This window comes from Pseudomonas sp. YL2, from assembly GCF_023063025.1.
Lineage (GTDB): Bacteria > Pseudomonadota > Gammaproteobacteria > Pseudomonadales > Pseudomonadaceae > Aquipseudomonas > Aquipseudomonas putida_A.
The window spans coordinates 85654-109462 of record NZ_JAJSLU010000020.1; the positions used below are offsets into that span (position 1 = coordinate 85654).

General features: G+C 60.2%; 19 protein-coding genes. 14 read left to right on the forward strand and 5 right to left on the reverse strand.

What is annotated here, in order from left to right:
- Positions 1 to 208 precede the first annotated feature (208 nt).
- Both tsf and rpsB read right to left on the reverse strand, forming a co-directional pair.
- Positions 209 to 1072, reverse strand: a complete 864-nt coding sequence (gene tsf, locus LVD08_RS23775; protein WP_027611027.1) for a translation elongation factor Ts — start codon at positions 1070 to 1072, stop codon at positions 209 to 211.
- Between the two features lie 203 nt (positions 1073 to 1275).
- Entirely contained in the window at positions 1276 to 2013 is a 738-nt protein-coding gene (rpsB, locus tag LVD08_RS23780; protein WP_003222119.1) for a 30S ribosomal protein S2, read from the reverse strand.
- A 373-nt stretch (positions 2014 to 2386) separates the two neighbouring features.
- On the opposite strand from rpsB, the gene map reads away from it, so the two are divergent.
- From map to LVD08_RS23805, 5 genes are all read left to right on the forward strand, one after another.
- Complete coding sequence (gene map, locus LVD08_RS23785) at positions 2387 to 3169, forward strand: type I methionyl aminopeptidase (protein WP_007964271.1); 783 nt, start codon at positions 2387 to 2389, stop codon at positions 3167 to 3169.
- Positions 3170 to 3210: 41 nt separating this feature from the next.
- Positions 3211 to 5913, forward strand: a complete 2703-nt coding sequence (locus LVD08_RS23790) for a [protein-PII] uridylyltransferase (protein WP_095138351.1) — start codon at positions 3211 to 3213, stop codon at positions 5911 to 5913.
- Between the two features lie 60 nt (positions 5914 to 5973).
- Complete coding sequence (dapC, locus tag LVD08_RS23795) at positions 5974 to 7173, forward strand: succinyldiaminopimelate transaminase (RefSeq protein ID WP_115988116.1); 1200 nt, start codon at positions 5974 to 5976, stop codon at positions 7171 to 7173.
- 163 nt (positions 7174 to 7336) lie between these two features.
- A complete protein-coding gene (locus tag LVD08_RS23800) occupies positions 7337 to 8029 on the forward strand; it encodes a M12 family metallopeptidase (protein ID WP_247269404.1) in 693 nt (230 codons plus the stop codon).
- Between the two features lie 162 nt (positions 8030 to 8191).
- Positions 8192 to 8938, forward strand: a complete 747-nt coding sequence (locus tag LVD08_RS23805; RefSeq protein ID WP_247269405.1) for a hypothetical protein — start codon at positions 8192 to 8194, stop codon at positions 8936 to 8938.
- Between the two features lie 21 nt (positions 8939 to 8959).
- Here LVD08_RS23805 and LVD08_RS23810 read toward each other — a convergent pair whose 3' ends face one another.
- Entirely contained in the window at positions 8960 to 10591 is a 1632-nt protein-coding gene (locus tag LVD08_RS23810) for a Na+/H+ antiporter (protein ID WP_027611022.1), read from the reverse strand.
- A 279-nt stretch (positions 10592 to 10870) separates the two neighbouring features.
- Between LVD08_RS23810 and LVD08_RS23815 the strand changes: the two genes are divergently transcribed.
- The 4 genes from LVD08_RS23815 to LVD08_RS23830 all read left to right on the forward strand — a co-directional run bounded on the left by LVD08_RS23815 (position 10871) and on the right by LVD08_RS23830 (position 14060).
- On the forward strand, positions 10871 to 11233 hold the full coding sequence (locus LVD08_RS23815) for an ArsC family reductase (protein WP_003222107.1): 363 nt from the start codon (positions 10871 to 10873) through the stop codon (positions 11231 to 11233).
- Positions 11234 to 11265: 32 nt separating this feature from the next.
- Positions 11266 to 12300 (forward strand): 2,3,4,5-tetrahydropyridine-2,6-dicarboxylate N-succinyltransferase, encoded by a 1035-nt coding sequence (gene dapD / locus LVD08_RS23820; protein WP_085697324.1) that lies wholly within the window; start codon positions 11266 to 11268, stop codon positions 12298 to 12300.
- 153 nt (positions 12301 to 12453) lie between these two features.
- Positions 12454 to 13659: an aminotransferase class V-fold PLP-dependent enzyme gene (locus LVD08_RS23825; protein ID WP_095138346.1), complete on the forward strand. Its 1206-nt coding sequence runs from the start codon at positions 12454 to 12456 to the stop codon at positions 13657 to 13659.
- Complete coding sequence (locus LVD08_RS23830) at positions 13656 to 14060, forward strand: SufE family protein (protein ID WP_247269406.1); 405 nt, start codon at positions 13656 to 13658, stop codon at positions 14058 to 14060. Before LVD08_RS23825 ends, LVD08_RS23830 begins: the two co-directional genes overlap by 4 nt.
- A 102-nt stretch (positions 14061 to 14162) precedes the next feature.
- On the opposite strand, the gene tcdA is transcribed toward LVD08_RS23830, so the two are convergent.
- Positions 14163 to 14981 carry a tRNA cyclic N6-threonylcarbamoyladenosine(37) synthase TcdA gene (tcdA, locus tag LVD08_RS23835; RefSeq protein WP_003222099.1) on the reverse strand — a complete coding sequence of 273 codons (819 nt, stop codon included), beginning with the start codon at positions 14979 to 14981 and terminating at the stop codon, positions 14163 to 14165.
- 382 nt (positions 14982 to 15363) lie between these two features.
- Here tcdA and LVD08_RS23840 point away from each other — a divergent pair, with 382 nt between their 5' ends.
- The 4 genes from LVD08_RS23840 to LVD08_RS23855 all read left to right on the forward strand — a co-directional run bounded on the left by LVD08_RS23840 (position 15364) and on the right by LVD08_RS23855 (position 20664).
- Positions 15364 to 17955 carry a glycosyltransferase gene (locus LVD08_RS23840; protein WP_247269407.1) on the forward strand — a complete coding sequence of 864 codons (2592 nt, stop codon included), beginning with the start codon at positions 15364 to 15366 and terminating at the stop codon, positions 17953 to 17955.
- A gap of 295 nt (positions 17956 to 18250) precedes the next feature.
- Positions 18251 to 19402, forward strand: a complete 1152-nt coding sequence (gene dapE / locus LVD08_RS23845; protein WP_027611017.1) for a succinyl-diaminopimelate desuccinylase — start codon at positions 18251 to 18253, stop codon at positions 19400 to 19402.
- Positions 19402 to 20211 (forward strand): putative RNA methyltransferase, encoded by an 810-nt coding sequence (locus LVD08_RS23850; protein WP_098967444.1) that lies wholly within the window; start codon positions 19402 to 19404, stop codon positions 20209 to 20211. Before dapE ends, LVD08_RS23850 begins: the two co-directional genes overlap by 1 nt.
- A 75-nt stretch (positions 20212 to 20286) precedes the next feature.
- A complete protein-coding gene (locus LVD08_RS23855) occupies positions 20287 to 20664 on the forward strand; it encodes a hypothetical protein (RefSeq protein WP_007964251.1) in 378 nt (125 codons plus the stop codon).
- 140 nt (positions 20665 to 20804) lie between these two features.
- Here the strand turns inward: LVD08_RS23855 and LVD08_RS23860 are convergent, their stop codons facing one another.
- Positions 20805 to 21014 (reverse strand): cold-shock protein, encoded by a 210-nt coding sequence (locus tag LVD08_RS23860; RefSeq protein WP_003222087.1) that lies wholly within the window; start codon positions 21012 to 21014, stop codon positions 20805 to 20807.
- 237 nt (positions 21015 to 21251) lie between these two features.
- On the opposite strand from LVD08_RS23860, the gene plsB reads away from it, so the two are divergent.
- Positions 21252 to 23750 (forward strand): glycerol-3-phosphate 1-O-acyltransferase PlsB, encoded by a 2499-nt coding sequence (gene plsB / locus LVD08_RS23865; protein ID WP_247269408.1) that lies wholly within the window; start codon positions 21252 to 21254, stop codon positions 23748 to 23750.
- The last annotated feature ends 59 nt before the right edge of the window (positions 23751 to 23809 follow it).

Here is a 23809-nt window from a genome sequence, read left to right on the forward strand (position 1 = left end):
AATCTCTCCTGCGGCGTATTTAAAAAATTCTGTGCAAGCTGTTTTACAGCTGCCGTTCACTCTAGCTTGGCGCTGCTTCAGCGCCATCGGAACCTGGCTTTGTAAGTCAGTTCCCAGTGGAAACCAATTAAAAAATGGTAACCCCATCTGAAAAGAGGCTGCGCGCGTGAGCGGGCAGCCTCTTTCGGGCGACAGTTGAAAAACCGTCTTATTGCTTGGCGGCAGCCAGCTGGGCAGCAACTTCTTCAGCGAAGTTGTCGACCGGCTTCTCGATGCCTTCACCTACTTTGAAGTAGGTGAAGGAAACGATTTCTGCGCCGCCTTTCTTGGCCAGCTCGCCAACCTTGATTTCAGGGTTCTTGACGAACGCCTGCTCAACCAGGCTTGCTTCTGCCAGGAACTTGCTGATACGGCCTTTGACCATGTTCTCAACAATGTTTTCTGGCTTGCCTTTGATCTTCTCTTCGTTCAGCTGCAGGAACACAGCTTTTTCACGCTCGATCGCTTCAGCCGAAACTTGCGAAGGCAGCAGGAACTCAGGGTTGCTGGCAGCTACGTGCATCGCGATGTCTTTGGCCAGCTCGACGTCACCGCCTTTCAGAGCCACAACGACACCGATCTTGTTGCCGTGCAGGTAAGAACCGACAACGTCACCTTCGATACGGGCCAGACGACGGATGTTGACGTTCTCGCCTACTTTGGCAACCAGTGCTTCGCGAGCAGCTTCTTGCGAAGCGATCAGCGGAGCAGCGTCGGTCAGCTTGTCAGCGAAAGCTTTTTCAACGCTGGCAGCGACGAAGTTTTTGAAGTCGTCTTGCAGAGCCAGGAAGTCGGTCTGCGAGTTCACTTCCAGGATAACGGCAGCTTTACCGTCGTCCTTGATTGCGATTGCGCCTTCAGCGGCAACGTTGCCAGCCTTTTTCGCAGCCTTGATCGCGCCCGAAGCACGCATGTCATCAATGGCTTTTTCGATGTCGCCGTCAGCCTTTTCCAGGGCTTTCTTGCAGTCCATCATGCCTTCGCCGGTACGCTCGCGCAGTTCTTTAACCAACGCTGCAGTAATTGCTGCCATTTTCAAATTCCTCTTGGATAGGTTTTCAACCATTCCACCCGATCGAACGGGCGTTCAATTCTTCCCGAAACACCTTGTAGCTGCTGCACGTTACAAATGCAGGAGGTGCGCTGCCACAAGTGGGCGCCAACAAACGGTTTTCGAGGTGGCAAAAAGGGGGCCAAGCCCCCTTTTTGCTTACTGAGTCAACGCCAGGGCGTCGATTACTCAGCTGCAGCCTGAGTTTCTTCAGCTGCGAATTCAACAGTGCCGCCAGCAACATTGTTGCGACCACGGATCACTGCGTCAGCCATCGAACCCATGTACAGCTGGATAGCGCGGATTGCGTCATCGTTGCCTGGGATGATGTAGTCAACGCCTTCCGGGCTGCTGTTGGTATCGACAACGCCGATGACCGGGATGCCCAGCTTGTTGGCTTCGGTGATCGCGATGCGCTCGTGGTCAACGTCGATCACGAACAGTGCGTCTGGCAGACCGCCCATGTCCTTGATGCCGCCCAGCGAACGATCCAGCTTTTCCAGGTCACGGGAGCGCATCAGCGCTTCTTTCTTGGTCAGCTTGGCGAAAGTACCGTCTTCGGCTTGAACTTCAAGGTCACGCAGACGCTTGATGGAAGCACGAATGGTTTTGAAGTTGGTCAGCATGCCGCCCAACCAGCGGTGATCGACGTACGGCGAACCGCAACGTGCTGCTTCTTCAGCAACGATCTTGCCAGCGGAACGCTTGGTGCCGACGAACAGAATCTTGTTTTTGCCCTGGGCCAGACGTTCTACGAAAGTCAGAGCTTCGTTGAACATTGGCAGGGTTTTTTCAAGGTTGATGATGTGAATCTTGTTACGCGCGCCGAAAATGTACTTACCCATTTTCGGATTCCAGTAACGGGTTTGGTGACCGAAGTGCACACCGGCCTTCAGCATATCGCGCATGTTGACTTGGGACATGATAGTTCCTTAATAAGTCGGGTTTGGCCTCCACGTATCCCAATGACCAACCAGTGGCATAAAGCCAAAAGCACCCAGGTCATCGTGTCGACACGTGTGTGGATTTAAGCTTTTCGGGGTATCCCCGGAAAGCGGCGCATTTTATACCACAGGGTGCACAGAAACGGAACCCGGAATCTGCAATCGCACCAAGGACATGGGCTCAGCCCCCTTGGAATCGCCTTCAAGCGCACCATTGTATAGACAGACGCAATGCACGCAGGCGCGGATTTGCTCCTTTCGTCTGGTAGAATCGCGTTTTTCAGGGTCGCAAATCCCACACCTGCCACCCTATCCGTATCAGCAAGCGCCGCCGAGCGCAGAGAGAGCCTGTATGACCGTCAACCTCAAAACCCCCGAGGACATCGCTGGCATGCGTGTCGCCGGCAAACTGGCCGCCGATGTGCTGGAAATGATTGCCGAACACGTCAAACCGGGCGTGACCACCGATCAACTGAACCAGATCTGCCACGACTACATCGTCAACGTGCAGCAGGCCATCCCTGCTCCGCTCAACTACAAGGGCTACCCGAAGTCGATCTGCACCTCGATCAACCACGTGGTCTGCCACGGCATCCCGAATGACAAGCCGCTGAAGAATGGCGACACGCTGAACATCGACGTCACCGTGATCAAGGACGGCTACCACGGCGACACCAGCCGCATGTTCCACGTTGGCGAAGTGCCGGTCTGGGCCGAACGCCTGTCGCAGGTCACTCAGGAATGCATGTACAAGGCGATCGAAATCGTCAAACCTGGCTGCCGCCTCGGCGACATCGGTGAAATCATCCAGAAGCACGCGGAAAAGAACGGTTTCTCGGTGGTTCGCGAGTTCTGCGGCCACGGCATCGGCAAGGTGTTCCACGAAGAGCCGCAGATCCTGCATTACGGTCGCGCCGGCACCGGCATGGAACTGAAGGCCGGCATGACCTTCACCATCGAACCGATGATCAACCAGGGCAAGGCCGACACCAAGGTACTGGGCGACGGCTGGACCGCCATCACCAAGGACCGCAAACTCTCGGCGCAGTGGGAACACACCCTGCTGGTGACCGACACCGGCTACGAGATTTTCACCCTGCGCGCCGACGACACTATCCCGCGCGTCTCGGCCTGATCCCAAGAACGCTCCCAGCCCTATAGAAGGAAAGCCAATCGATGCCGCAGGTGGATCCCGAACTCTTCGACCGCGGCCAGTTCCAGGCTGAACTGGCCCTGAAAGCGAGTCCCATCGCGGCGTTCAAGAAGGCGATCCGCCAGGCGCGCGAGGTCCTCGACACGCGTTTTCGCAGCGGCCGCGACATCCGCCGACTGATCGAAGACCGTGCATGGTTCGTCGACAACATCCTGCAAAAAGCCTGGGAGCAGTTCAACTGGAGCGAAGACGCCGATATCGCACTGGTCGCGGTCGGCGGCTACGGCCGGGGTGAGTTGCACCCCTATTCCGACATCGACCTGCTGATCCTGCTGGACAGCGCCGATCACGAAGTCTTCCGCGATTCCATCGAGCGTTTTCTGACGCTGCTGTGGGACATCGGCCTGGAAGTCGGTCAGAGCGTACGCTCGGTCGACGAATGCGCCGAAGAGGCCCGCGCCGACCTGACGGTGGTCACCAACCTGATGGAAAGCCGCACCATCTGCGGCCCCGAACGCCTGCGCCAGCGCATGCTCGATGTCACCAGCACCGCGCACATGTGGCCGGCCAAGGAGTTTTTCCTGGCCAAACGCGCCGAGCAAAAGGCCCGTCACCACAAGTACAACGACACCGAATACAACCTGGAACCCAACGTCAAAGGCTCGCCCGGTGGCCTGCGGGATATCCAGACGATTCTGTGGGTGGCCCGGCGTCAGTACGGCACCCTGAACCTGCGCGCCCTCGCCGGTGAAGGTTTCCTGGTCGAGAGCGAAAACGCCCTGTTGGCGTCGTCCCAGGAATTCCTCTGGAAAGTGCGTTACGCCCTGCACATGCTCGCCGGGCGCTCGGAAGACCGCCTCTTGTTCGATCATCAACGGACCATCGCCGGCCTGCTCGGTTTTGAAGGCGACGACGCCAAACAGGCCGTCGAAAACTTCATGCAGCAGTACTTCCGCGTGGTCATGAGCATCGCCCAGCTCAGCGACCTGATCATCCAGCACTTCGAGGAAGTCATCCTCGCCCCGGAAGACGAAGCACCGCCGCAGCCGATCAACTCGCGCTTCCAGTTGCACGACGGCTACATCGAAGCACGCAACGACAACGTGTTCCGCCGCACGCCGTTCGCCATGCTCGAGATCTTCGTGCTGATGGCCCAGCAACCGGAAATCAAAGGCGTGCGCGCTGACACCATTCGTCTGCTGCGCGAGAACCGGCACCTGATCGACGACAACTTCCGCAACGATATCCGCAACACCAGCCTGTTCATCGAGCTGTTCAAGTGCAAGATCGGCGTGCACCGCAACCTGCGCCGGATGAACCGCTACGGCATCCTCGGGCGCTATCTGCCGGAGTTCGGCTTCATCGTCGGCCAAATGCAGCACGACCTGTTCCACATCTATACGGTCGATGCGCACACGCTGAACCTGATCAAGCACCTGCGTAAGTTGCAGTACACCCAGGTGTCGGAAAAATTCCCGTTGGCCGCCAAGCTAATGGCCAAACTGCCCAAGCCCGAACTGATCTACATGGCCGGCCTGTATCACGACATCGGCAAAGGCCGGCATGGCGACCACTCCGACATCGGCGCGGTCGATGCCGAAGCGTTCTGCCAGCGCCATCAGTTGCCCCTGTGGGACAGCCGCCTGATCGTCTGGCTGGTGCAGAACCACCTGGTGATGTCGACCACCGCCCAGCGAAAGGACTTGTCCGACCCGCAGGTGATCCACGATTTCGCTCAGGCCGTCGGCGACGAGACCCGGCTGGATTACCTGTACGTGCTGACCGTGGCCGACATCAACGCGACTAACCCGACGCTGTGGAATTCATGGCGCGCCAGCCTCTTGCGCCAGCTCTACACCGAGACCAAACGCGCTCTGCGCCGTGGCCTGGAAAATCCGGTGGATCGCGAAGAGCAGATCCGTCAGACCCAGAGCGCGGCGCTGGACATCCTCGTGCGCGGCGGCACTGATCCGGACGACGTCGAGCAGTTGTGGGCGCAGTTGGGCGATGACTATTTCCTGCGTCACACCGCCGGCGACGTGGCCTGGCACAGTGACGCGATCCTGCAGCAGCCGGCCGATGGCGGTCCGCTGGTGCTGATCAAGGAAACCACCCAGCGCGAGTTCGAGGGCGGCACGCAGATCTTCATCTACGCCCCCGACCAGCACGACTTCTTCGCCGTGACCGTGGCCGCGATGGACCAGCTCAACCTGAACATTCACGACGCCCGGGTCATCACTTCGAGCAGCCAGTTCACCCTCGACACCTACATCGTGCTCGACACCGACGGCGACTCGATCGGCGACAACCCGGCCCGGGTCAAACAGATTCGCGATGGCCTGACCGAAGCGCTGCGCAATCCGGACGATTACCCGACAATCATTCAGCGCCGGGTGCCGCGCCAGCTCAAGCACTTCGCCTTCGCGCCGCAGGTAACGATCCACAACGACGCTCAGCGTCCGGTGACGGTGCTGGAACTCACCGCCCCTGATCGCCCGGGCCTGCTGGCACGGATCGGCGGGATCTTCCTCGAGTTCGACCTGTCGCTGCAGAACGCCAAGATTGCGACCCTGGGCGAACGCGTAGAAGACGTGTTCTTCATCACCGACGCTCACAACCAGCCGCTCTCCGACCCGCTGCTGTGCAGTCGCCTGCAGGACGCAATCGTCGAGCAACTGAGCGTCAATCAGGAACCGGATATCAAGCTTTCGCGCATCAGTATTTGATCCAGCAATTCCCCCCTGTGGGAGCGGGCTTGCTCGCTCCCACATTGACCGAGGCCCCCCATGAACAACGCTCTGAACCAGCTCCAGCCCTACCCGTTCGAAAAACTCCGCGCGCTGCTTGGCACGGTCACGCCGAACCCGGACAAACGCCCGATCGCCCTGTCGATCGGCGAACCGAAACATCGTTCGCCAAGCTTTGTCGCCGAAGCGCTGGCGAACAATCTGGATCAGATGGCGGTGTATCCGACCACCCTCGGCATCCCGGCCCTGCGCGAAGCCATCGCCGGCTGGTGCGAACGTCGCTTCGGCGTGCCGAGCGGCTGGATCGATCCGGCGCGTAATGTGCTGCCGGTCAACGGTACCCGCGAAGCGCTGTTCGCCTTCACCCAGACCGTGGTCAACCGTGGCGACGATGCACTGGTGGTCAGCCCGAACCCGTTCTATCAGATCTACGAAGGCGCAGCGTTCCTCGCCGGGGCCAAGCCGCACTACCTGCCGTGCCTGGATGAAAACGGCTTCAACCCGGATTTCGACGCCGTGTCACCGGACATCTGGAAACGCTGCCAGATCCTGTTTCTGTGCTCGCCAGGCAACCCGACCGGCGCACTGATCCCGGTTGATGTACTGAAAAAACTCATCGCCCTGGCCGACGAATACGACTTTGTGATCGCCGCCGACGAGTGCTACAGCGAACTGTACTTCGACGAACAGACCCCGCCGCCGGGCCTGCTCAGCGCCTGCGTCGAACTGGGCCGCAAGGACTTCAAGCGTTGCGTGGTGTTCCACAGCCTGTCCAAGCGCTCCAATCTGCCGGGCCTGCGCTCCGGGTTCGTCGCCGGTGACGCGGATATCCTCAAGGGTTTCCTGCTGTACCGCACCTACCACGGCTGCGCGATGCCGGTGCAAACCCAACTGGCCAGCGTTGCGGCGTGGAATGACGAAGTGCATGTACGCGCCAACCGTGCGCTGTACCGCGAGAAGTTCGACGCAGTGCTGGCAATTCTCAGCCCGGTGATGGACGTACAGCGTCCGGACGGCAGCTTCTACCTCTGGCCGAACGTGGCCGGTGACGATGCCGCATTCTGCCGCGACCTGTTCGAGCAGGAACATGTGACTGTCGTGCCAGGCTCGTATCTGTCGCGCGAGGTCGACGGCGTGAATCCGGGCGCCGGGCGCGTGCGCATGGCACTGGTTGCGCCTTTGGCTGAATGTGTTGAAGCTGCAGAACGGATCCGCGACTTCATCACCCGCCAACACTGAGTTTTTAATATCCGTGCCAGTCATCTGGCACGGACATACCCCTCAAGTTACATTTAAAACCACTTTACGACTACTCCAGACACTGCCCGAAGCTTAATCTCGCGCAGTGGTTTTTTGCATGCGCGAAACAACTAAAAAGACAAATCAAGGAGCAAGACAAAGCATGGACAACTTTCAATATTGCACGCTGCAAAAACCGGCTAAAGAACTCAAATCCAGCGCCCTCAACAACAGCCGAAAAAAACGCTCATTGGTGCACTACGACAAACTTTGGCCAAGCCGACACACTCTGAAAATAGCTTTCATGGATAACCCAACTCAGGAACACAAAAATAAAATCATTGCCGCCGCGGGAAAATGGCTTCCTTATATCAGTTTGAAGTTTGAGTTCGTTGAAGGCGTAGAGGGTGAGATTCGAATCGCCACCGAGGGTGTGGTGAACAGTTCATTTCTGGGTACCGATGCACTGGATATGTTTCCTGACACGCCAACCATGAACCTTGGCATCGACCCCGAACACGAAGACTTCGAGACGGTCGTCATTCACGAGTTTGGCCACGCACTTGGCGCGATGCACGAACACCAGCACCCCAAGGCGCAAATCCCCTGGAACAAAGAAAATGTTTACAACTACTACCAGAACAGACCGATGAATCCACTGTCGCGAGGCGAAGTTGACGACAATATATTTACGCCTTTTGACGATGCCGACGCGCTTTACTTGCCATACGATCGAAAATCCATCATGCACCATCCGATCCCTAACAATTTGACGCTTGGCAATTGGGCGAATCCGATCAATCGCGAAATCAGTGATAAAGACAAACAGCTCATGCGGTTGATTTACCCACGTTGAGTCACATCTTTACCGTGCCAGTTCTGTTGGCACGGTAACCCGTCATAAAATCGTACACATATCGAATTTACTTGCTCAGGCGCAGCAACTAGCATCCTTCATTCAAAGCGACTTTCCGGGAACAACAAGCAATCCGAGAAGTTACATATAACGAACGAAAACATGGATGTTCAGTTATGCACTCAACCCGGCCTCAACCAAACAAAAAAACCGAAACCACACGCACCTCCCGCACCATCAAATGCACTTCGGAGGTTCAGTAAAATGTGGGCTAAAAACAATCCGGCAAAATTCTGGACTCCCGGCAGCACACTTCGCATCGCCTTCCTCAACGGCACGCAGGAATTCAAGGACGCGACCATTGCCGCTGCCAGCAACTGGTTGCCGCACATCAACTTGAAATTCGATTTCGTCGAAGGTGAAGTGGGCGACATCCGCATACTCAGTCAGGAAGGAACGTTTTCCTCCCGGATAGGTACGGATGCTCTGCTACACCCCGATGAGCCGACCATGACACTGTGGCCGCATCCGAGTCTGCCACGTTACTTCGCAGCCAATGTCATGCATGAGTTCGGTCACATGCTGGGCGCGGAGCATGAACAGACCAATCCCACGGCAGATATTCCCTGGGACAAGCCAGCCATTTATGCACAATTTGGAATCACCGCCGACCCGGAAGAAGACGACTCCCAGGCCAGCGTGACGCGCAAACGCCTGCACGACTGGTACTTTGACCGCGGCAATCCCGACGAAAGCATTTATTCGGAATACGATCCAAAGTCGATCATGCACTATCGCATCAGCCAGTCCTGGACCATCGGAGACTTCCAGCTCTTCATTAATCTGGATCTCAGCGAAAAGGACAAAATCTTCATGGCGAACGCTTATCCCTGCCCCGCGAGTGAGTGAGCGCATCAGGTCCGTGTCAGGCTATTTGACCTGACCCAGATTCGCCTCACTCAAATCCAGCTCACCCAATACCTCACGCAACACGTCATCACCGATCTGGTGCTGACGACTGAGGCTATACAACTCCAGGCGCTGCGCCCGCAACGCCTTCAAGCGCAAGCGGCGTTCCAGCAGATCCATCTGGAACGCCAGCGCCTGGGCTTCGGCCGAATCATTGAACACGTCGAGCTGATGACGATACTCGGACATGATCCGAGCCTTGAGTTCCGCCGAGAGCGCGGCCTGCGCCGCATCCTGCGGGCCGACCTCTTCGGTTTCCAGCGCGTGGATCGCCGCCTCGGCGGTCTTGCGCCAGGCGTCGCGCACTTCCTGACGACGTTTGTCGTCCGGGCTTTTCTCGATGCCACGCAGCAGCAACGGCAGGGCGATGCAGGCGCAAATCAGCGACAACAGAATCACCCCGGCGGCGATGAAAATCAGCAGATCTCGCTCGGGGAACGCCTCGGCCCCCATCAACATCGGCACTGACATCACACCGGCCAGCGTCACCGCCCCGCGCACTCCGCCGACAGTCAGCAACCAGCAGGATCGCGCGGTCGGCACTTGCGTCAGGTCGCCCTTGCCGCGCAGCCGTCGCAGCAGCACCGACAAACGCCAGATGCTCTGCACCCAGATAAAGCGCAACAGCACCAGCGCGAGGAAAATCGCCACCACGTCGAGGCCACGGTACATCAGCGTCGGCCACAACGTCGGTTCGTGGCTGACCACGGCCTTGATGATGTCCGGCAATTGCAGACCCAGCAGCAGAAAGATCAGGCCGTTGAAGGCAAACTCAAGCAGCGACCAGACGCTGCGATTGAGTAGCCGGGTGCTGGTCTGCCGCGGCAGCAGATCGAGCCAGCTCTGCATCATCCCCGCCGCGACAGCCGAAAGAATCCCCGAAGCGCCCAGTCGCTCGGCCAACACATAGGCGGCGAACGGCAGCAGCAACATGAACACCACGTGAGTGGCCGGATCGTCCCAGCCCCGGGCAATCATCCACGCGCGCAAGCGCCCGACCAGCCAGCTCAGCGCGACGCCGACGGCCAAGCCCCCGACCGCCACCAGTACGAACGTCAGGCTGGCATTGGCCAGCGAGAACACCCCGGTCACCGCCGCCACCAAGGCAAACTTGAACGTCACCAGACCCGAGGCATCGTTCATCAACGCCTCGCCTTGCAGGATATGCATCAGCGGTGTCGGCAAGCGGTTCTGCGAGATCGCCGAGACCGCCACGGCGTCGGTCGGCGACAGCACGGCCGCCAGCGCGAAGGCCACCGGCAGCGGAATGCTCGGCAACAGCCAGTGAATGAAGTACCCGGCGCCGACCACGGTGAACAGCACCAGGCCAACCGCCAGCGTCAGGATCGGCCCGCGCAGATGCCAGAACTCGCGTTTGGGCATGCGCCAACCGTCGGAAAACAGCAGCGGCGGCAGGAACAGAAACAGGAACAATTCGGGGTCCAGCGCGACGTGCAGGCCCAGTGTCGGCCAGGCCAGCAAGGCACCGGCGGCGATTTGCACGAGGGGCAGCGGCAGCGGGACGACCCGTCCGACCAGCCGCGAAACGCTGACCAGCATCAGCAGGATCAGGACGGTATAAGCGGTTTGCATAAAGCGGAAATCTCAGACAATCGACAGCGTTGAACTGCCATATTAGCCGCTTAGGATGCGTCTGGCGTTTGCACCTATGTCGCACTACCCCTGTGGGAGCGAGCCTGCTCGCGAATGCGGTGTCTCCTTCAACAGAAATATTGCCTGTCATGGCCCCTTCGCGAGCAGGCTCGCGCCCACAGGTTTTGCAGCGTTACGACAACCGTGGCCGACGAAACGCTTTGGTCATGGCATAATCCGACACCATTTTTTTCCAGCACCTGTAAAGGGGGCGATTCCTTGACCGTTTCAAGTAAAACGTTGCACCTTTTCGGCATCAAAGCCTGCGACACCATGAAGAAGGCGCGCACCTGGCTCGATGAACACGCTGTCAGCTACGACTTCCACGATTACAAAACCGCCGGTATCGACCGTGAGCACCTGACCCAATGGTGTGACGAGCACGGCTGGCAAACGGTGTTGAACCGTGCAGGCACGACCTTTCGCAAACTCGACGACGAACGTAAAGCCGATCTCGACCAGTCGAAAGCCATCGAACTGATGCTCGCTCAACCCTCGATGATCAAGCGCCCAGTGCTCGATCTCGGTGACCGAACCCTGATTGGCTTCAAGCCAGACATCTACGCGGCCGCACTCAAGTAAGCAGCCCGTCACTTATTGCTAGAGGTATTCACATGTCCAACTCTCTGTTCAGCATCGCCTTTGGTGTCGGCACGCAAAACCGTCAAGGCGCCTGGCTGGAAGTGTTCTACGCTCAGCCACTGCTCAACCCGTCGGCCGAACTGGTCGCCGCTGTTGCGCCGATCCTCGGTTACACCGAAGGCAACCAGGCCATCACCTTCACCACTGCGCAGGCTGCGCAACTGGCTGAAGCGGTCAAAGGCATCGACGCCGTTCAAGGCAAGCTGCTGACCCGTCTGGCCGAGAGCCACAAGCCACTGGTCGCCACCCTGCTGGCCGAAGACACACAACTGACCTCGACGCCTGAGGCGTACCTCAAGCTGCACCTGCTGTCGCATCGTCTGGTCAAACCACACGGCGTAAGCCTGGCCGGGATCTTCCCGCTGCTGCCGAACGTGGCCTGGACCAGCCAGGGTGCAATCGACCTGAGCGAACTGGCCGAACTGCAACTGGAAGCGCGTCTGCGCGGCGAGCTGCTGGAAGTGTTCTCGGTGGACAAGTTCCCGAAAATGACCGACTACGTGGTTCCGGCCGGCGTGCGTATCGCTGACGCGGCACGTCTGCGTCTGGGCGCTTACGTGGGCGAAGGCACCACCGTGATGCACGAAGGCTTCATCAACTTCAACGCCGGCACCGAAGGCCCGGGCATGATCGAAGGCCGCGTGTCCGCTGGCGTGTTCGTCGGCAAGGGTTCGGACCTGGGCGGCGGCTGCTCGACCATGGGCACCCTGTCGGGCGGCGGCAACATCGTGATCAAGGTGGGTGAAGGCTGCCTGATCGGCGCCAACGCCGGTATCGGTATCCCGCTGGGCGACCGCAACACCGTCGAGTCGGGCCTGTACGTGACCGCCGGCACCAAGGTGGCGCTGCTGGACGAGCACAACAATCTGGTCAAGGTTGTAAAGGCGCGCGAGCTGGCCGGTCAGACCGACCTGCTGTTCCGTCGCAATTCGGAAACCGGTGCCGTGGAGTGCAAGACCCACAAATCGGCGATCGAGCTGAACGAAGCGCTGCACGCTCACAACTAAGCAGCCACATGATCCCCCCCTGTGGGAGCGGGCTTGCTCGCGAAGGCGTAGTGTCATTCAGCAACTTATTGACTGACAGGACGCATTCGCGAGCAAGCCCGCTCCCACAAGGTTCGGCGTACATCCCGCCCCTCTTCACCAGGGCTGAAAACTGTGATGATTCCCTCCCCGTGGCGCGCCGACTTTCCGGCCATCGCCGCCCTGCAACGGCAAGACCAGACCTATCTGGACAACGCCGCCACCACGCAAAAACCCCAGGCCCTGCTCGACGCACTGACGCATTACTACGCCAACGGCGCAGCCAATGTGCACCGTGCGCAGCATCTGCCCGGCGCGCACGCGACGCAGGCGTTCGAAGACAGTCGGCTCAAGGTTGCCCAGTGGCTGAATGCCGGTGACAGCGGGCAGATCATCTTCACCCATGGCGCCACCAGTGCGCTGAATCTCCTGGCCTATGGCCTGGAACATCTTTTCCACCCGGGCGATGAAATTGTCATCAGCGCCCTGGAGCATCACGCCAACCTGCTGCCGTGGCAGCAACTGGCGCAGCGTCGCGAGCTGAAACTGGTGATCCTGCCGCTGGACGCCGACGGCGTGATCGACCTCGGCGCCGCTGTGCGTCTGATCACCCCGCGCACTCGCTTGCTGGCGGTCAGTCAGCTGTCCAACGTGCTCGGCGCCTGGCAACCATTGCCGGCGCTGCTGGCGATGGCCAAGGCGCACAACGCGCTGACCGTGGTCGATGGCGCCCAGGGTGTGGTGCACGGTCGCCACGATGTGCAGGCGCTGGGTTGTGACTTCTATGTGTTTTCCAGCCACAAGCTGTACGGCCCCGATGGTCTCGGCGTGCTGTTCGGGCGCAACAAGGCGCTTGAGCAACTGCAGCCATGGCAGTTCGGCGGCGAAATGGTGCTGGAAGCCAACTATCATGATTCACGCTTTCGCCCTGCCCCGTTGGGTTTCGAGGCGGGCACGCCGCCGATCGCCAGCGTGATCGGTCTCGGCGCGACCCTCGACTATTTGGCCGGGCTGGATCAGGACGCGGTGTCGGCCCATGAAGCGGCGCTGCACGCCTACCTGCTGCAAGGCCTGGCCGCGCGCAACGGCATTCGTCTTCTGGGCAAGCCGCAATTGGCGCTGGCGAGTTTTGTCGTCGAGGGCGTGCACAACGCCGATCTGGCGCACCTGCTGACCGAGCAAGGTATCGCCGTGCGCGCCGGGCATCACTGCGCCATGCCGTTGCTGAAAAGCTTCGAACTGGCCGGGGCTATTCGCGTGTCACTGGCGCTGTACAACGACTCCGAGGATCTGGAGCGTTTCTTCGAAGCGCTGGATCAGGCCCTGGAGTTGCTGCGATGAGCCTGCCGCTCGCCGCCGCCGAAGCGCTGCAGACCTTTCAGAATGCCGCCGGTTGGGAACAACGCGCGCGGTTGCTGATGCAGTTTGGCGATCGTCTGCCGCCGCTGAAAGACGCGGACAAATGCGAAGCCAACCGGGTGCATGGCTGTGAGAGTCAAATGTGGCTGGTGGGTGAGTTGCAGGACGGTCACTGGCAGTTCAGCGCTGCCAGCGATGCGCGAATGATTCGTGGGTTGGTGGCGTTGCTGCTGTTGCGAGTCAACGGCTTGAGCGCTGCCGAGTTGCAGCAGGTGGATCTGCCCGATTGGTTCAATCAGCTGGGACTTTCGCGGCAGTTGTCGCCGTCGCGCAGTAATGGCTTGAATGCCGTGCTCCAGCGGATGAATAAGTTGGCTAAATAAAGCGGCTGCTTCGCAGCCATCGCGAGCAGGCTCACTCCTACAATTGGAATGCGTCCCCCTGTAGGAGTGAGCCTGCTCGCGATGAGGTCTTCAGCCCCAGCATCAAACCTGAGGCTTGACCCGATCCGCCGGGCGCCGCACACCCGCCACAATCTTGTCCACCGCCTTGGTCGCCGCGACCATGCCGAACGTCGCCGTGACCATCATCACCGCGCCAAACCCGCCGGCGCAGTCGAGCTTCACCCCGTCGCCGACAAAACTCTTCTGCAAACAGATGCTGCCGTCCGGCTTCGGATAGCGCAGTTGTTCGGTGGAGAACACACACGGCACGCTGTAATGGCGAGTCACTGTGCGCGAGAAGCCATAGTCGCGACGCAACGTCGAACGCACTTTCGAGGCCAGCGGGTCGTTGAACGTGCGGTTGAGGTCGCAGACCTGAATCAGCGTCGGATCGATCTGCCCACCGGCACCGCCAGTGGTAATGATCTGAATCTTGCGACGTTTGCACCAGGCGATCAGCGCAGCCTTGGCGTTGACCGCGTCGATGCAGTCGATCACGCAGTCGATGTTCGGCGTGATGTACTCGGCCATGGTGTCGCGCGTCACGAAGTCCGCCACCGCATGCACGGTGCAATCCGGATTGATCCCGCGCAGGCGCTCGGCCATCACTTCGACCTTGGGTTTGCCGACGGTGCTGTCCAGCGCGTGCAACTGGCGGTTGGCGTTGCTGACGCAGACGTCATCGAGGTCGAACAGCGAAATCTCACCCACGCCACAGCGGGCCATGGCTTCCGCCGCCCAGGAACCGACGCCACCGACGCCGACAATCGCCACATGGGCCGCACGCAGGCGCTCGAGGCCCTCGATGCCATACAAACGGGCGATGCCTGCAAACCGCGGATCTTCTGTACTCATGACCATTACCCCAAAAACCGGCGCGCATTATAGGGCCGTCGGCGGCCAAGAGCATCTTTGACGCTATGAACGGTGAACGCAGCCGTTTTGCGCAAGCCTTGTGGCGAGGGAGCTTGCTCCCGCCAGGTCGCGAAGCGGCCCTTTGAAAGCGGCCTGCTTCGCAGTCCAGCGGGAGCAAGCTCCCTCGCCACTGGGAATTGCTATAACTAAGCAACAAAGTTTTCTCTTACAAGCTGTTACTAAAGAACTTAAATCAGGTTGGACTGCCCAATGTCGGGCATTTCCCTGCCCGGTGTACGAGCAGTGAACTGCCGGTGTAGGATTCGCGCCCTTTTGGCGTAAGCCGATCCGTTCCTTCGTTCCACAGCCTTTGGAACCCGAAATAGCTATGTCATCGCGTAAATTTGGTCTCAACCTGGTGGTGGTTCTGGCAATCGCCGCCCTGTTCACCGGTTTCTGGGCGCTGATCAACCGCCCGGTCTCCGCGCCCAACTGGCCGGAGCAGATCTCCGGTTTCTCTTATTCGCCATTCCAGCAGGGCCAATTCCCACAGAAGGATCAGTATCCGACTGACGACGAAATGCGCCGCGACCTGGAGATCATGAGCAAGCTGACGGACAACATCCGCATCTACTCGGTCGACGGTTCGCTGCAGGACATCCCGAAACTGGCGGAAGAGTTCGGTCTGCGCGTGACCCTCGGGATCTGGATCAGCCCCGATCAGGAGCGCAACGAGCGGGAAATCCAGCGCGCCATCGAACTGGCTAACACCTCGCGCAGCGTGGTTCGCGTGGTGGTCGGTAACGAAGCGATCTTCCGCAAGGAAATCACTGCCGAGCAACTGAGCGTGCTGCTGGATCGGGTGCGCGCAGCGGTGAAAGTGCCGGTGACCACCTCCGAGCAGTGGCACGTCTGGGAAGAACACCCGGAACTGGCCAGGCACGTCGACCTGATCGCTGCGCACGTGCTGCCGTACTGGGAATTCATTCCGGTCGACAAGGCCGGGCAGTTCGTTTTCGACCGCGCCCGCGACCTGAAAAAGCTGTTCCCGAAAAAACCGCTGCTGCTGTCCGAAGTCGGCTGGCCGAGCAACGGGCGCATGCGCGGTGGCGCCGACGCGTCGCCAGCGGATCAGGCGATCTACCTGCGCACACTGGTCAACAAGCTCAACCGCCAAGGCTTCAACTACTTCGTGATCGAAGCGTTCGACCAGCCGTGGAAGGCCAGTGACGAAGGTTCGGTGGGCGCCTACTGGGGCGTGTTCAACGCCGCGCGCCAGCAGAAATTCAACTTCGAAGGCCCGGTCGTCGCCATCCCGCAATGGCGCGTGCTGGCCATCGGTTCGGTGGTGCTGGCGTTGCTGTCGCTGACCCTGCTGATGATCGACGGCTCGGCCCTGCGCCAGCGTGGCCGCACCTTCCTGACCTTTATCGCGTTCCTTTGCGGTTCGGTGCTGGTGTGGATCGGTTACGACTACAGCCAGCAATACAGCACGTGGTTCAGCCTGACGGTGGGTTTCCTCCTGGCACTGGGTGCGCTCGGGGTGTTTATCGTGTTGCTGACCGAAGCGCATGAACTGGCCGAGGCGGTCTGGACCCACAAGCGCCGGCGTGAATTCCTGCCGGTGGTGGGCGATTCGGACTACAGACCGAAAGTCTCGATCCACGTACCGTGCTACAACGAGCCGCCGGAGATGGTCAAACAGACCCTCGACGCCCTGGCCGCCCTCGATTACCCGGACTATGAAGTCCTGATCATCGACAACAACACCAAAGACCAGGCCGTGTGGGAGCCGGTGCGCGACTACTGCGCGACTCTTGGTCCGCGTTTCAAGTTCTTCCACGTTGCGCCATTGGCCGGGTTCAAGGGCGGTGCGCTGAACTACCTGATTCCGCACACCGCCAAGGACGCCGAAGTGATCGCGGTGATCGACTCCGACTACTGCGTGCATCCGAACTGGCTCAAGCACATGGTGCCGCACTTCGCCGATCCGAAAATCGCCGTGGTGCAGTCACCGCAGGATTACCGCGACCAGAACGAAAGCACCTTCAAGAAGCTCTGCTACGCCGAATACAAAGGCTTCTTCCATATCGGCATGGTCACCCGCAACGACCGCGACGCGATCATTCAGCACGGCACCATGACCATGACCCGGCGTTCGGTTCTGGAAGAGCTGGGCTGGGCCGACTGGTGCATCTGTGAAGACGCCGAACTCGGTCTGCGCGTGTTCGAAAAAGGCTTGTCGGCGGCGTATTACCACGACAGCTACGGCAAGGGTCTGATGCCGGATACCTTCATCGACTTCAAGAAGCAGCGTTTCCGCTGGGCCTATGGCGCGATCCAGATCATCAAGCGCCACACCCGCAGCCTGCTGCGCGGCAAGGACACCGAACTGACCCGTGGCCAGCGTTACCACTTCCTCGCGGGGTGGCTGCCATGGGTCGCGGACGGTATGAACATCTTCTTCACCGTCGGCGCCCTGCTGTGGTCGGCGGCGATGATCATCGTGCCGCAACGGGTCGATCCGCCGCTGCTGATTTTCGCAATCCCGCCGCTGGCGCTGTTCGTGTTCAAGGTCGGCAAGATCATCTTCCTCTACCGTCGCGCCGTGGGCGTGAACCTCAAGGATGCGTTCTGCGCCGCACTGGCTGGCCTGGCGTTGTCGCACACCATCGCCAAAGCGGTGCTGTACGGCTTCTTCACCAGCAGCATTCCGTTCTTCCGCACGCCGAAAAACGCCGACAACCATGGTTTCTGGGTGGCGATTTCCGAAGCGCGTGAAGAGCTGTTCATCATGCTGCTGTTGTGGGGCGCGGCGCTGGGGATCTACCTGGTGCAGGGCATTCCGAGCAACGACATGCGCTTCTGGGTCGCAATGCTGCTGGTGCAGTCGCTGCCATACCTGGCCGCGCTGATCATGGCGTTCCTCTCGTCGCTGCCAAAACCTGCGACAGCGCCTGAACCGGCGCCTGTCGTCTAATTCCTCTTTGATCCACTAAACGGCGGCCAATGGTCGCCGTTTTGCTTTAAGATAACCGCCATTTTGCGGGGCTTGGCGTGATAACGGTCTGACTGACCGAACACTATCCCCTGTAGGAGTGAGCCTGCTCGCGATTGCGGTGTAACAATCAATGTTTAAGTTGACTGACACACCCCAATCCCGAGCACGCTCACTCCCACCCACAGGCCGCCCCCCCCATCACCACTCCCGAGTGTTCCCTCGTGCCCCCCCCTACAGTCAGTCCGCGCCCACATTCATGACTCCGGAGTTTTCCATGACGGCCCACGCCGACCTTTCGCCGACCCTTCAACTCGCCATCGACCTGATCCGCCGTCCGTCCGTGACGCCGGTCGACGCCGATTGCCAGAAGCAGATGATGCAGCGCCTGGGCGATGCCGGTTTCACCCTCGAGCCGATGCGCATCGAGGACGTGGACAACTTCTGGGCGACCCACGGCAACGACGACGGCCCGGTGCTGTGCTTCGCCGGCCACACCGACGTGGTGCCGACCGGTCCGGTGACCGCCTGGCAGATCGACCCGTTCAACGCGGTGATCGATGAACACGGCATGCTCTGCGGCCGTGGCGCAGCGGACATGAAAGGCAGCCTGGCGTCGATGACCGTCGCCGCCGAGCGCTTTGTCGCCGACTACCCGAACCACAAGGGCAAGGTCGCGTTCCTCATCACCAGCGACGAAGAAGGCCCGGCGCACCACGGCACCAAGGCTGTGGTGGAACGTCTGGTGGCGCGCAAGGAACGTCTGGACTGGTGCATCGTCGGCGAACCGTCGAGCACCACACTGGTCGGTGACGTGGTGAAAAACGGTCGTCGCGGCTCGCTGGGTGCCAAGCTCACCGTGCGCGGTGTGCAGGGTCACGTGGCCTACCCGCATCTGGCGAAGAACCCGATCCACCTCGCCGCCCCGGCGCTGGCCGAATTGGCCGCCGAGCACTGGGATCACGGCAACGATTTCTTCCCGCCGACCAGTTTCCAGATTTCCAACCTCAACTCCGGCACCGGCGCGACCAACGTGATCCCGGGTGATCTGGTGGCGGTGTTCAACTTCCGCTTCTCCACCGAATCCACCGTCGAAGGCCTGCAGAAACGCGTGGCCGACATCCTCGACAAACACAATCTGGATTGGCACATCGACTGGGCGCTGTCCGGCCTGCCGTTCCTCACCGAGCCGGGCGCGCTGCTCGACGCGGTGTCGTCGAGCATCAAGGACATCACCGGCCGCGAGACCAAGGCGTCGACCAGCGGCGGCACTTCCGATGGCCGTTTCATCGCGACCATGGGCACCCAAGTGGTTGAACTGGGCCCGGTCAACGCGACCATTCACCAGGTCAACGAGCGCGTACTGGCGGCCGATCTCGACGTGCTGACCGAGATCTATTACCAGACCCTGATCAAGTTGCTCGCCTGATGCTCGCGTGCCCGATCTGCAGTGAACCGCTGAACAGCGTCGACAACGGCGTGGTCTGCCCCGCCGGCCACCGCTTCGACCGTGCGCGTCAGGGTTACCTGAATCTGTTGCCGGTGCAGCACAAGAACAGTCGCGACCCTGGCGACAATCAGGCGATGGTCGAGGCGCGCCGCGACTTCCTGAATGCCGGGCATTACGCGCCGGTGGCCAAGCGTCTGGCCGAACTGGCGGCAAGTTATGCGCCGGCACGCTGGGTCGATATCGGTTGCGGCGAGGGTTACTACACCGCACAAATCGCCGAAGCTTTGCCGGACGCCGATGGCTACGCACTGGACATCTCCCGCGAGGCGGTCAAACGCGCCTGCAAGCGTAATCCGGCAATCACCTGGTTGATCGCCAGCATGGCCCGCGTGCCATTGGCGTCGGGCAGTTGCCAGTTTCTCGCCAGCGTTTTCAGCCCTCTGGACTGGGCAGAAGCCAAGCGCCTGCTCAGCGTCGGCGGCGGCCTGATGAAGGTCGGTCCGACCAGCGGCCACCTTATGGAACTGCGCGAACGCCTGTACGACGAAGTGCGCGAGTACACCGACGACAAGCATCTGGCCCTGGTGCCCGAAGGCATGGCGCTGGCGCACAGCGAAACCTTGGAATTCAAACTGACGCTGGACAAGCCCGAGGATCGCGCCAACCTGCTGGCGATGACGCCCCACGGCTGGCGCGCCAGTGCCGAACGCCGCGCCGCCGTGATCGAACAGGCCGAGCCGTTCGTGACCACCGTATCGATGCGCTACGATTATTTCGTTCTTCAATAACTTTTGGTCTCGGGCAAGTGCCCGGGGCCGGCTAAATCCGCGAATGGATTTTTCAGACCCGCAGTGAGGACATCCATGCGCCAACCGGATATCGAGATTTACCTGAAAGACGCCGACGTCGACCACAAGGCGATTTCCGCCTGGCTCGGTGAGGCTCTGGGCCCGTGCAGCGACTGGGTACAGAAAGGTCAGACCTACAAGTGCAAGGCCGGCAACATCCCGGTGACCTGGTTGCCGAAAGCCGTGGGCAAGTGGAACAGCCTGTACCTGGAAAGCGATGCGACTCCATGGGACGACGACATCGCCTGCGCCCGTGCAGCCTTTGCCGCGCTGAACGTCGAGGTGCGTTGCGCACCGGGCACGTGGGTCGAGGAAGAGGGTGAGGAAACGGCTGATCGCTGGATTCGCATCAGCGCCGACGGTGAAGAAGAGATCACCTGGAAAACCGCGTAATCCCGGGCAACACATATCCCATGTGGGAGCGGGCTTGCTCGCGAATGCGGTGTATCAGCTCCAGATGTGCTGAATGACACGACGCATTCGCGAGCAAGCCCGCTCCCACATTTGGTTTTGGGGTGTTTTGAAGGGTTGTATTACAGGCCTACAACGTCTTCTGCTTGCAAACCCTTCTCCCCCGTCACCACCGCATACTCAACCTGCTGACCTTCAGTCAGCGACCGATGCCCTTCGCCACGGATCGCGCGGTAGTGCACGAACACGTCCACCCCGTCGTCGCGCTGAATGAAGCCGTAGCCCTTGGCGTCGTTGAACCACTTCACATTGCCGGTTTCACGTGTTGCCATCTGTTCATACTCCTTTTTTATTATTGAACAGGCTTTTCGCAGGAAAGCCTTTGCGGAACGTCAGCCTGCGCCCGACGTCCATAAAGGGCCCCGGCGACAGATTGCCGAGTATATGACAGGCGCAAAAAGTCTCAACAGGAGATTACTTCGCCGCTTTTTTGCCGATTTTCGGTGAATACGGCAAACTGTCGACCTCCCGAGCAAACGCTCGGTTTTATTCACTCACGCAGAAGCCGTATGACCCGTTCCCCGTTCCGCCGTCTTGTGTTTGGCACCTTGCGCCGACTGTTGTACCTCTGGGTTCGCTCGGAGACGATCAACCAGTCGTCGTTCACCCTCAACCTCGACCGCAGTCGTCCGGTGTTCTACGTCCTGCAAAACCCTTCGCTCACCGATCTGGCGGTGGTCGACACCGAGTGCACCAAGGCCGGTCTGCCGCGTCCGGTGCTGCCGGTGTCGGTGGGGCCGTTGATCGAACCGGCGGCGTTTTTCTACCTGACGCCGGATCCGGACTGGCTCGGTCGTCAGGACAAGCGCGGCGCACCGCCGACCCTGACCCGTCTGGTCAGCGCCCTGACCCAGAACGCCGCCGAAGACGCGCAGATCATTCCGGTCAGCGTGTTCTGGGGCCAGTCGCCGGACAGCGAAAACAGTCCGTGGAAGCTGCTGTTCGCCGACAGCTGGGCGGTCACCGGGCGGCTGCGCCGGCTGCTGAGCATCATCGTTCTGGGGCGCAAGACCCGCGTGCAGTTCTCCGCGCCGATTCACCTGCGCGAACTGATCGAGCACAACAAGGGCCACGAACGAACCGTACGCATGGCCCAGCGCATCCTGCGCGTGCATTTCCGCAACCTCAAAGCCGCTGTCATCGGCCCGGACATTTCCCACCGGCGCAATCTGGTCAAGGGCCTGCTCAACCAGCCCTTGGTCAAGCAAGCGATCCTCGACGAAGCCGAACGCGAGAACATCTCCCCGGAAAAAGCCAAGGCCCAGGCCCTGCGCTACGGCAACGAGATCGCCTCGGACTACACCTACACCGCGATCCGTTTTCTCGAAGTGGTGCTGAGCTGGTTCTGGAACAAGATCTACGACGGGATCAAGGTCAACCACATCGAAGGCGTGCAGAAGGTCGCCCAGGGTCACGAAGTGATCTACGTGCCGTGCCACCGCAGCCACATCGACTATCTGTTGCTGTCGTACTTGCTGTTCCGCAACGGCCTGACCCCGCCGCACATCGCCGCCGGGATCAACCTCAACATGCCGGTGATCGGCAGCCTGCTGCGCCGTGGCGGCGCGTTCTTCATGCGCCGCACGTTCAAGGGCAATCCGCTGTACACCTCGGTGTTCAACGAATACCTGCACACCCTGTTCACCAAAGGTTTCCCGGTCGAGTACTTCGTCGAGGGCGGCCGCTCGCGCACCGGGCGCATGCTGCAACCGAAAACCGGCATGCTCGCGATCACGATGCGCAGCTTCCTGCGCTCATCGCGGATGCCGATCGTGTTCGTGCCGGTGTACATCGGTTACGAGCGCGTTCTTGAAGGCCGTACTTACCTTGGCGAACTGCGTGGCGCGAGCAAGAAGAAAGAGTCGATCTTCGACATCTTCAAAGTCATCGGTGCGCTCAAGCAGCGCTTCGGTCAGGTCGCGGTGAACTTCGGCGAGCCGATCAAACTCGCGGAATTCCTCGACAGCGAACAGCCAGACTGGCGCCAGCAGGAACTCGGCCCGCAGTACAAACCGGCGTGGCTCAACGAGACCACCAACCGCCTTGGCGAGAAAGTCGCGCAGCACTTGAACGAAGCAGCGGCGATCAACCCGGTCAACCTGGTGGCGCTGGCGCTGCTGTCGACCACCCGCCTGGCGCTGGACGATCGAGCCATGGCGCGGGTGCTGGACCTGTATCTGGCGTTGCTGCGCAAAGTCCCTTACTCGCCGCACACGACCCTGCCGGAAGGCGATGGCCGTGCGCTGATCGAGCATGTGAAGGACATGGATCTGCTGTCCGAACAGAACGATGCGTTGGGCAAGATTCTCTATCTGGACGAGCAGAACGCCGTCCTGATGACCTACTACCGCAACAACGTGCTGCACATCTTCGCCCTGCCGGCGCTGCTGGCGAGCTTCTTCCAGAGCACCTCGCGCATGAGCCGCGAGCAGATCCTGCGCTACACCCGCGCATTGTATCCGTACTTGCAATCGGAGCTGTTCATTCGCTGGAGCCTGGAGGAACTGGACGGCGTGGTCGAGCAATGGCTGGAAGCGTTCGTCGAGCAAGGCCTGCTGCGTTTCGAGAAGGACGTGTACATGCGTCCGGCGCCAAGTTCGCGGCACTTTGTGCTGCTGACCCTGCTGTCGAAAAGCATCGCGCAGACCCTGCAGCGCTTCTACATGACCGTGTCCCTGCTGCTCAACAGCGGCCAGAACAGCATCAGCGCCGAAGAGCTGGAGGATCTGTGCACGGTCATGGCCCAGCGCCTGTCGATCCTCCACGGTTTGAACGCCCCGGAGTTCTTCGACAAGAGCCTGTTCCGCCACTTCATCCAGACCCTGCTCGACCTCGACGTGCTGCGTCGCGACGAAGCCGGGAAGTTGAGCTACCACGAACTGCTCGGCGAACTGGCCGAAGGCGCTGCCAAACGCGTGTTGCCGGCGGAGATTCGTCTGTCGATTCGTCAAGTGGCCTTGCATCGCAGTGAAGATGCCGCCGAAACAGCGGATACACCACAAGTCTGAAACTTGCTGACAACTAACGGGCCCGCACTTCAATGGCCCCGTTAGTTGATTCATGGATT

Excerpts from the sequence above, each read along its gene's own strand:
- LVD08_RS23840 (WP_247269407.1), top strand. The coding sequence starts at position 15,364 with ATGTCATCGCGTAAATTTGGTCTCAACCTGGTGGTGGTTCTGGCAATC.
- dapC (WP_115988116.1), top strand. The coding sequence starts at position 5,974 with ATGAACAACGCTCTGAACCAGCTCCAGCCCTACCCGTTCGAAAAACTC.
- plsB (WP_247269408.1), top strand. The coding sequence starts at position 21,252 with ATGACCCGTTCCCCGTTCCGCCGTCTTGTGTTTGGCACCTTGCGCCGA.
- LVD08_RS23800 (WP_247269404.1), top strand. The coding sequence starts at position 7,337 with ATGGACAACTTTCAATATTGCACGCTGCAAAAACCGGCTAAAGAACTC.
- dapD (WP_085697324.1), top strand. The coding sequence starts at position 11,266 with ATGTCCAACTCTCTGTTCAGCATCGCCTTTGGTGTCGGCACGCAAAAC.
- LVD08_RS23860 (WP_003222087.1), bottom strand. The coding sequence starts at position 21,014 with ATGGCAACACGTGAAACCGGCAATGTGAAGTGGTTCAACGACGCCAAG.
- LVD08_RS23805 (WP_247269405.1), top strand. The coding sequence starts at position 8,192 with ATGGATGTTCAGTTATGCACTCAACCCGGCCTCAACCAAACAAAAAAA.
- LVD08_RS23810 (WP_027611022.1), bottom strand. The coding sequence starts at position 10,591 with ATGCAAACCGCTTATACCGTCCTGATCCTGCTGATGCTGGTCAGCGTT.
- dapE (WP_027611017.1), top strand. The coding sequence starts at position 18,251 with ATGACGGCCCACGCCGACCTTTCGCCGACCCTTCAACTCGCCATCGAC.
- tcdA (WP_003222099.1), bottom strand. The coding sequence starts at position 14,981 with ATGGTCATGAGTACAGAAGATCCGCGGTTTGCAGGCATCGCCCGTTTG.
- map (WP_007964271.1), top strand. The coding sequence starts at position 2,387 with ATGACCGTCAACCTCAAAACCCCCGAGGACATCGCTGGCATGCGTGTC.
- LVD08_RS23850 (WP_098967444.1), top strand. The coding sequence starts at position 19,402 with ATGCTCGCGTGCCCGATCTGCAGTGAACCGCTGAACAGCGTCGACAAC.
- rpsB (WP_003222119.1), bottom strand. The coding sequence starts at position 2,013 with ATGTCCCAAGTCAACATGCGCGATATGCTGAAGGCCGGTGTGCACTTC.
- LVD08_RS23830 (WP_247269406.1), top strand. The coding sequence starts at position 13,656 with ATGAGCCTGCCGCTCGCCGCCGCCGAAGCGCTGCAGACCTTTCAGAAT.
- LVD08_RS23790 (WP_095138351.1), top strand. The coding sequence starts at position 3,211 with ATGCCGCAGGTGGATCCCGAACTCTTCGACCGCGGCCAGTTCCAGGCT.
- LVD08_RS23855 (WP_007964251.1), top strand. The coding sequence starts at position 20,287 with ATGCGCCAACCGGATATCGAGATTTACCTGAAAGACGCCGACGTCGAC.
- tsf (WP_027611027.1), bottom strand. The coding sequence starts at position 1,072 with ATGGCAGCAATTACTGCAGCGTTGGTTAAAGAACTGCGCGAGCGTACC.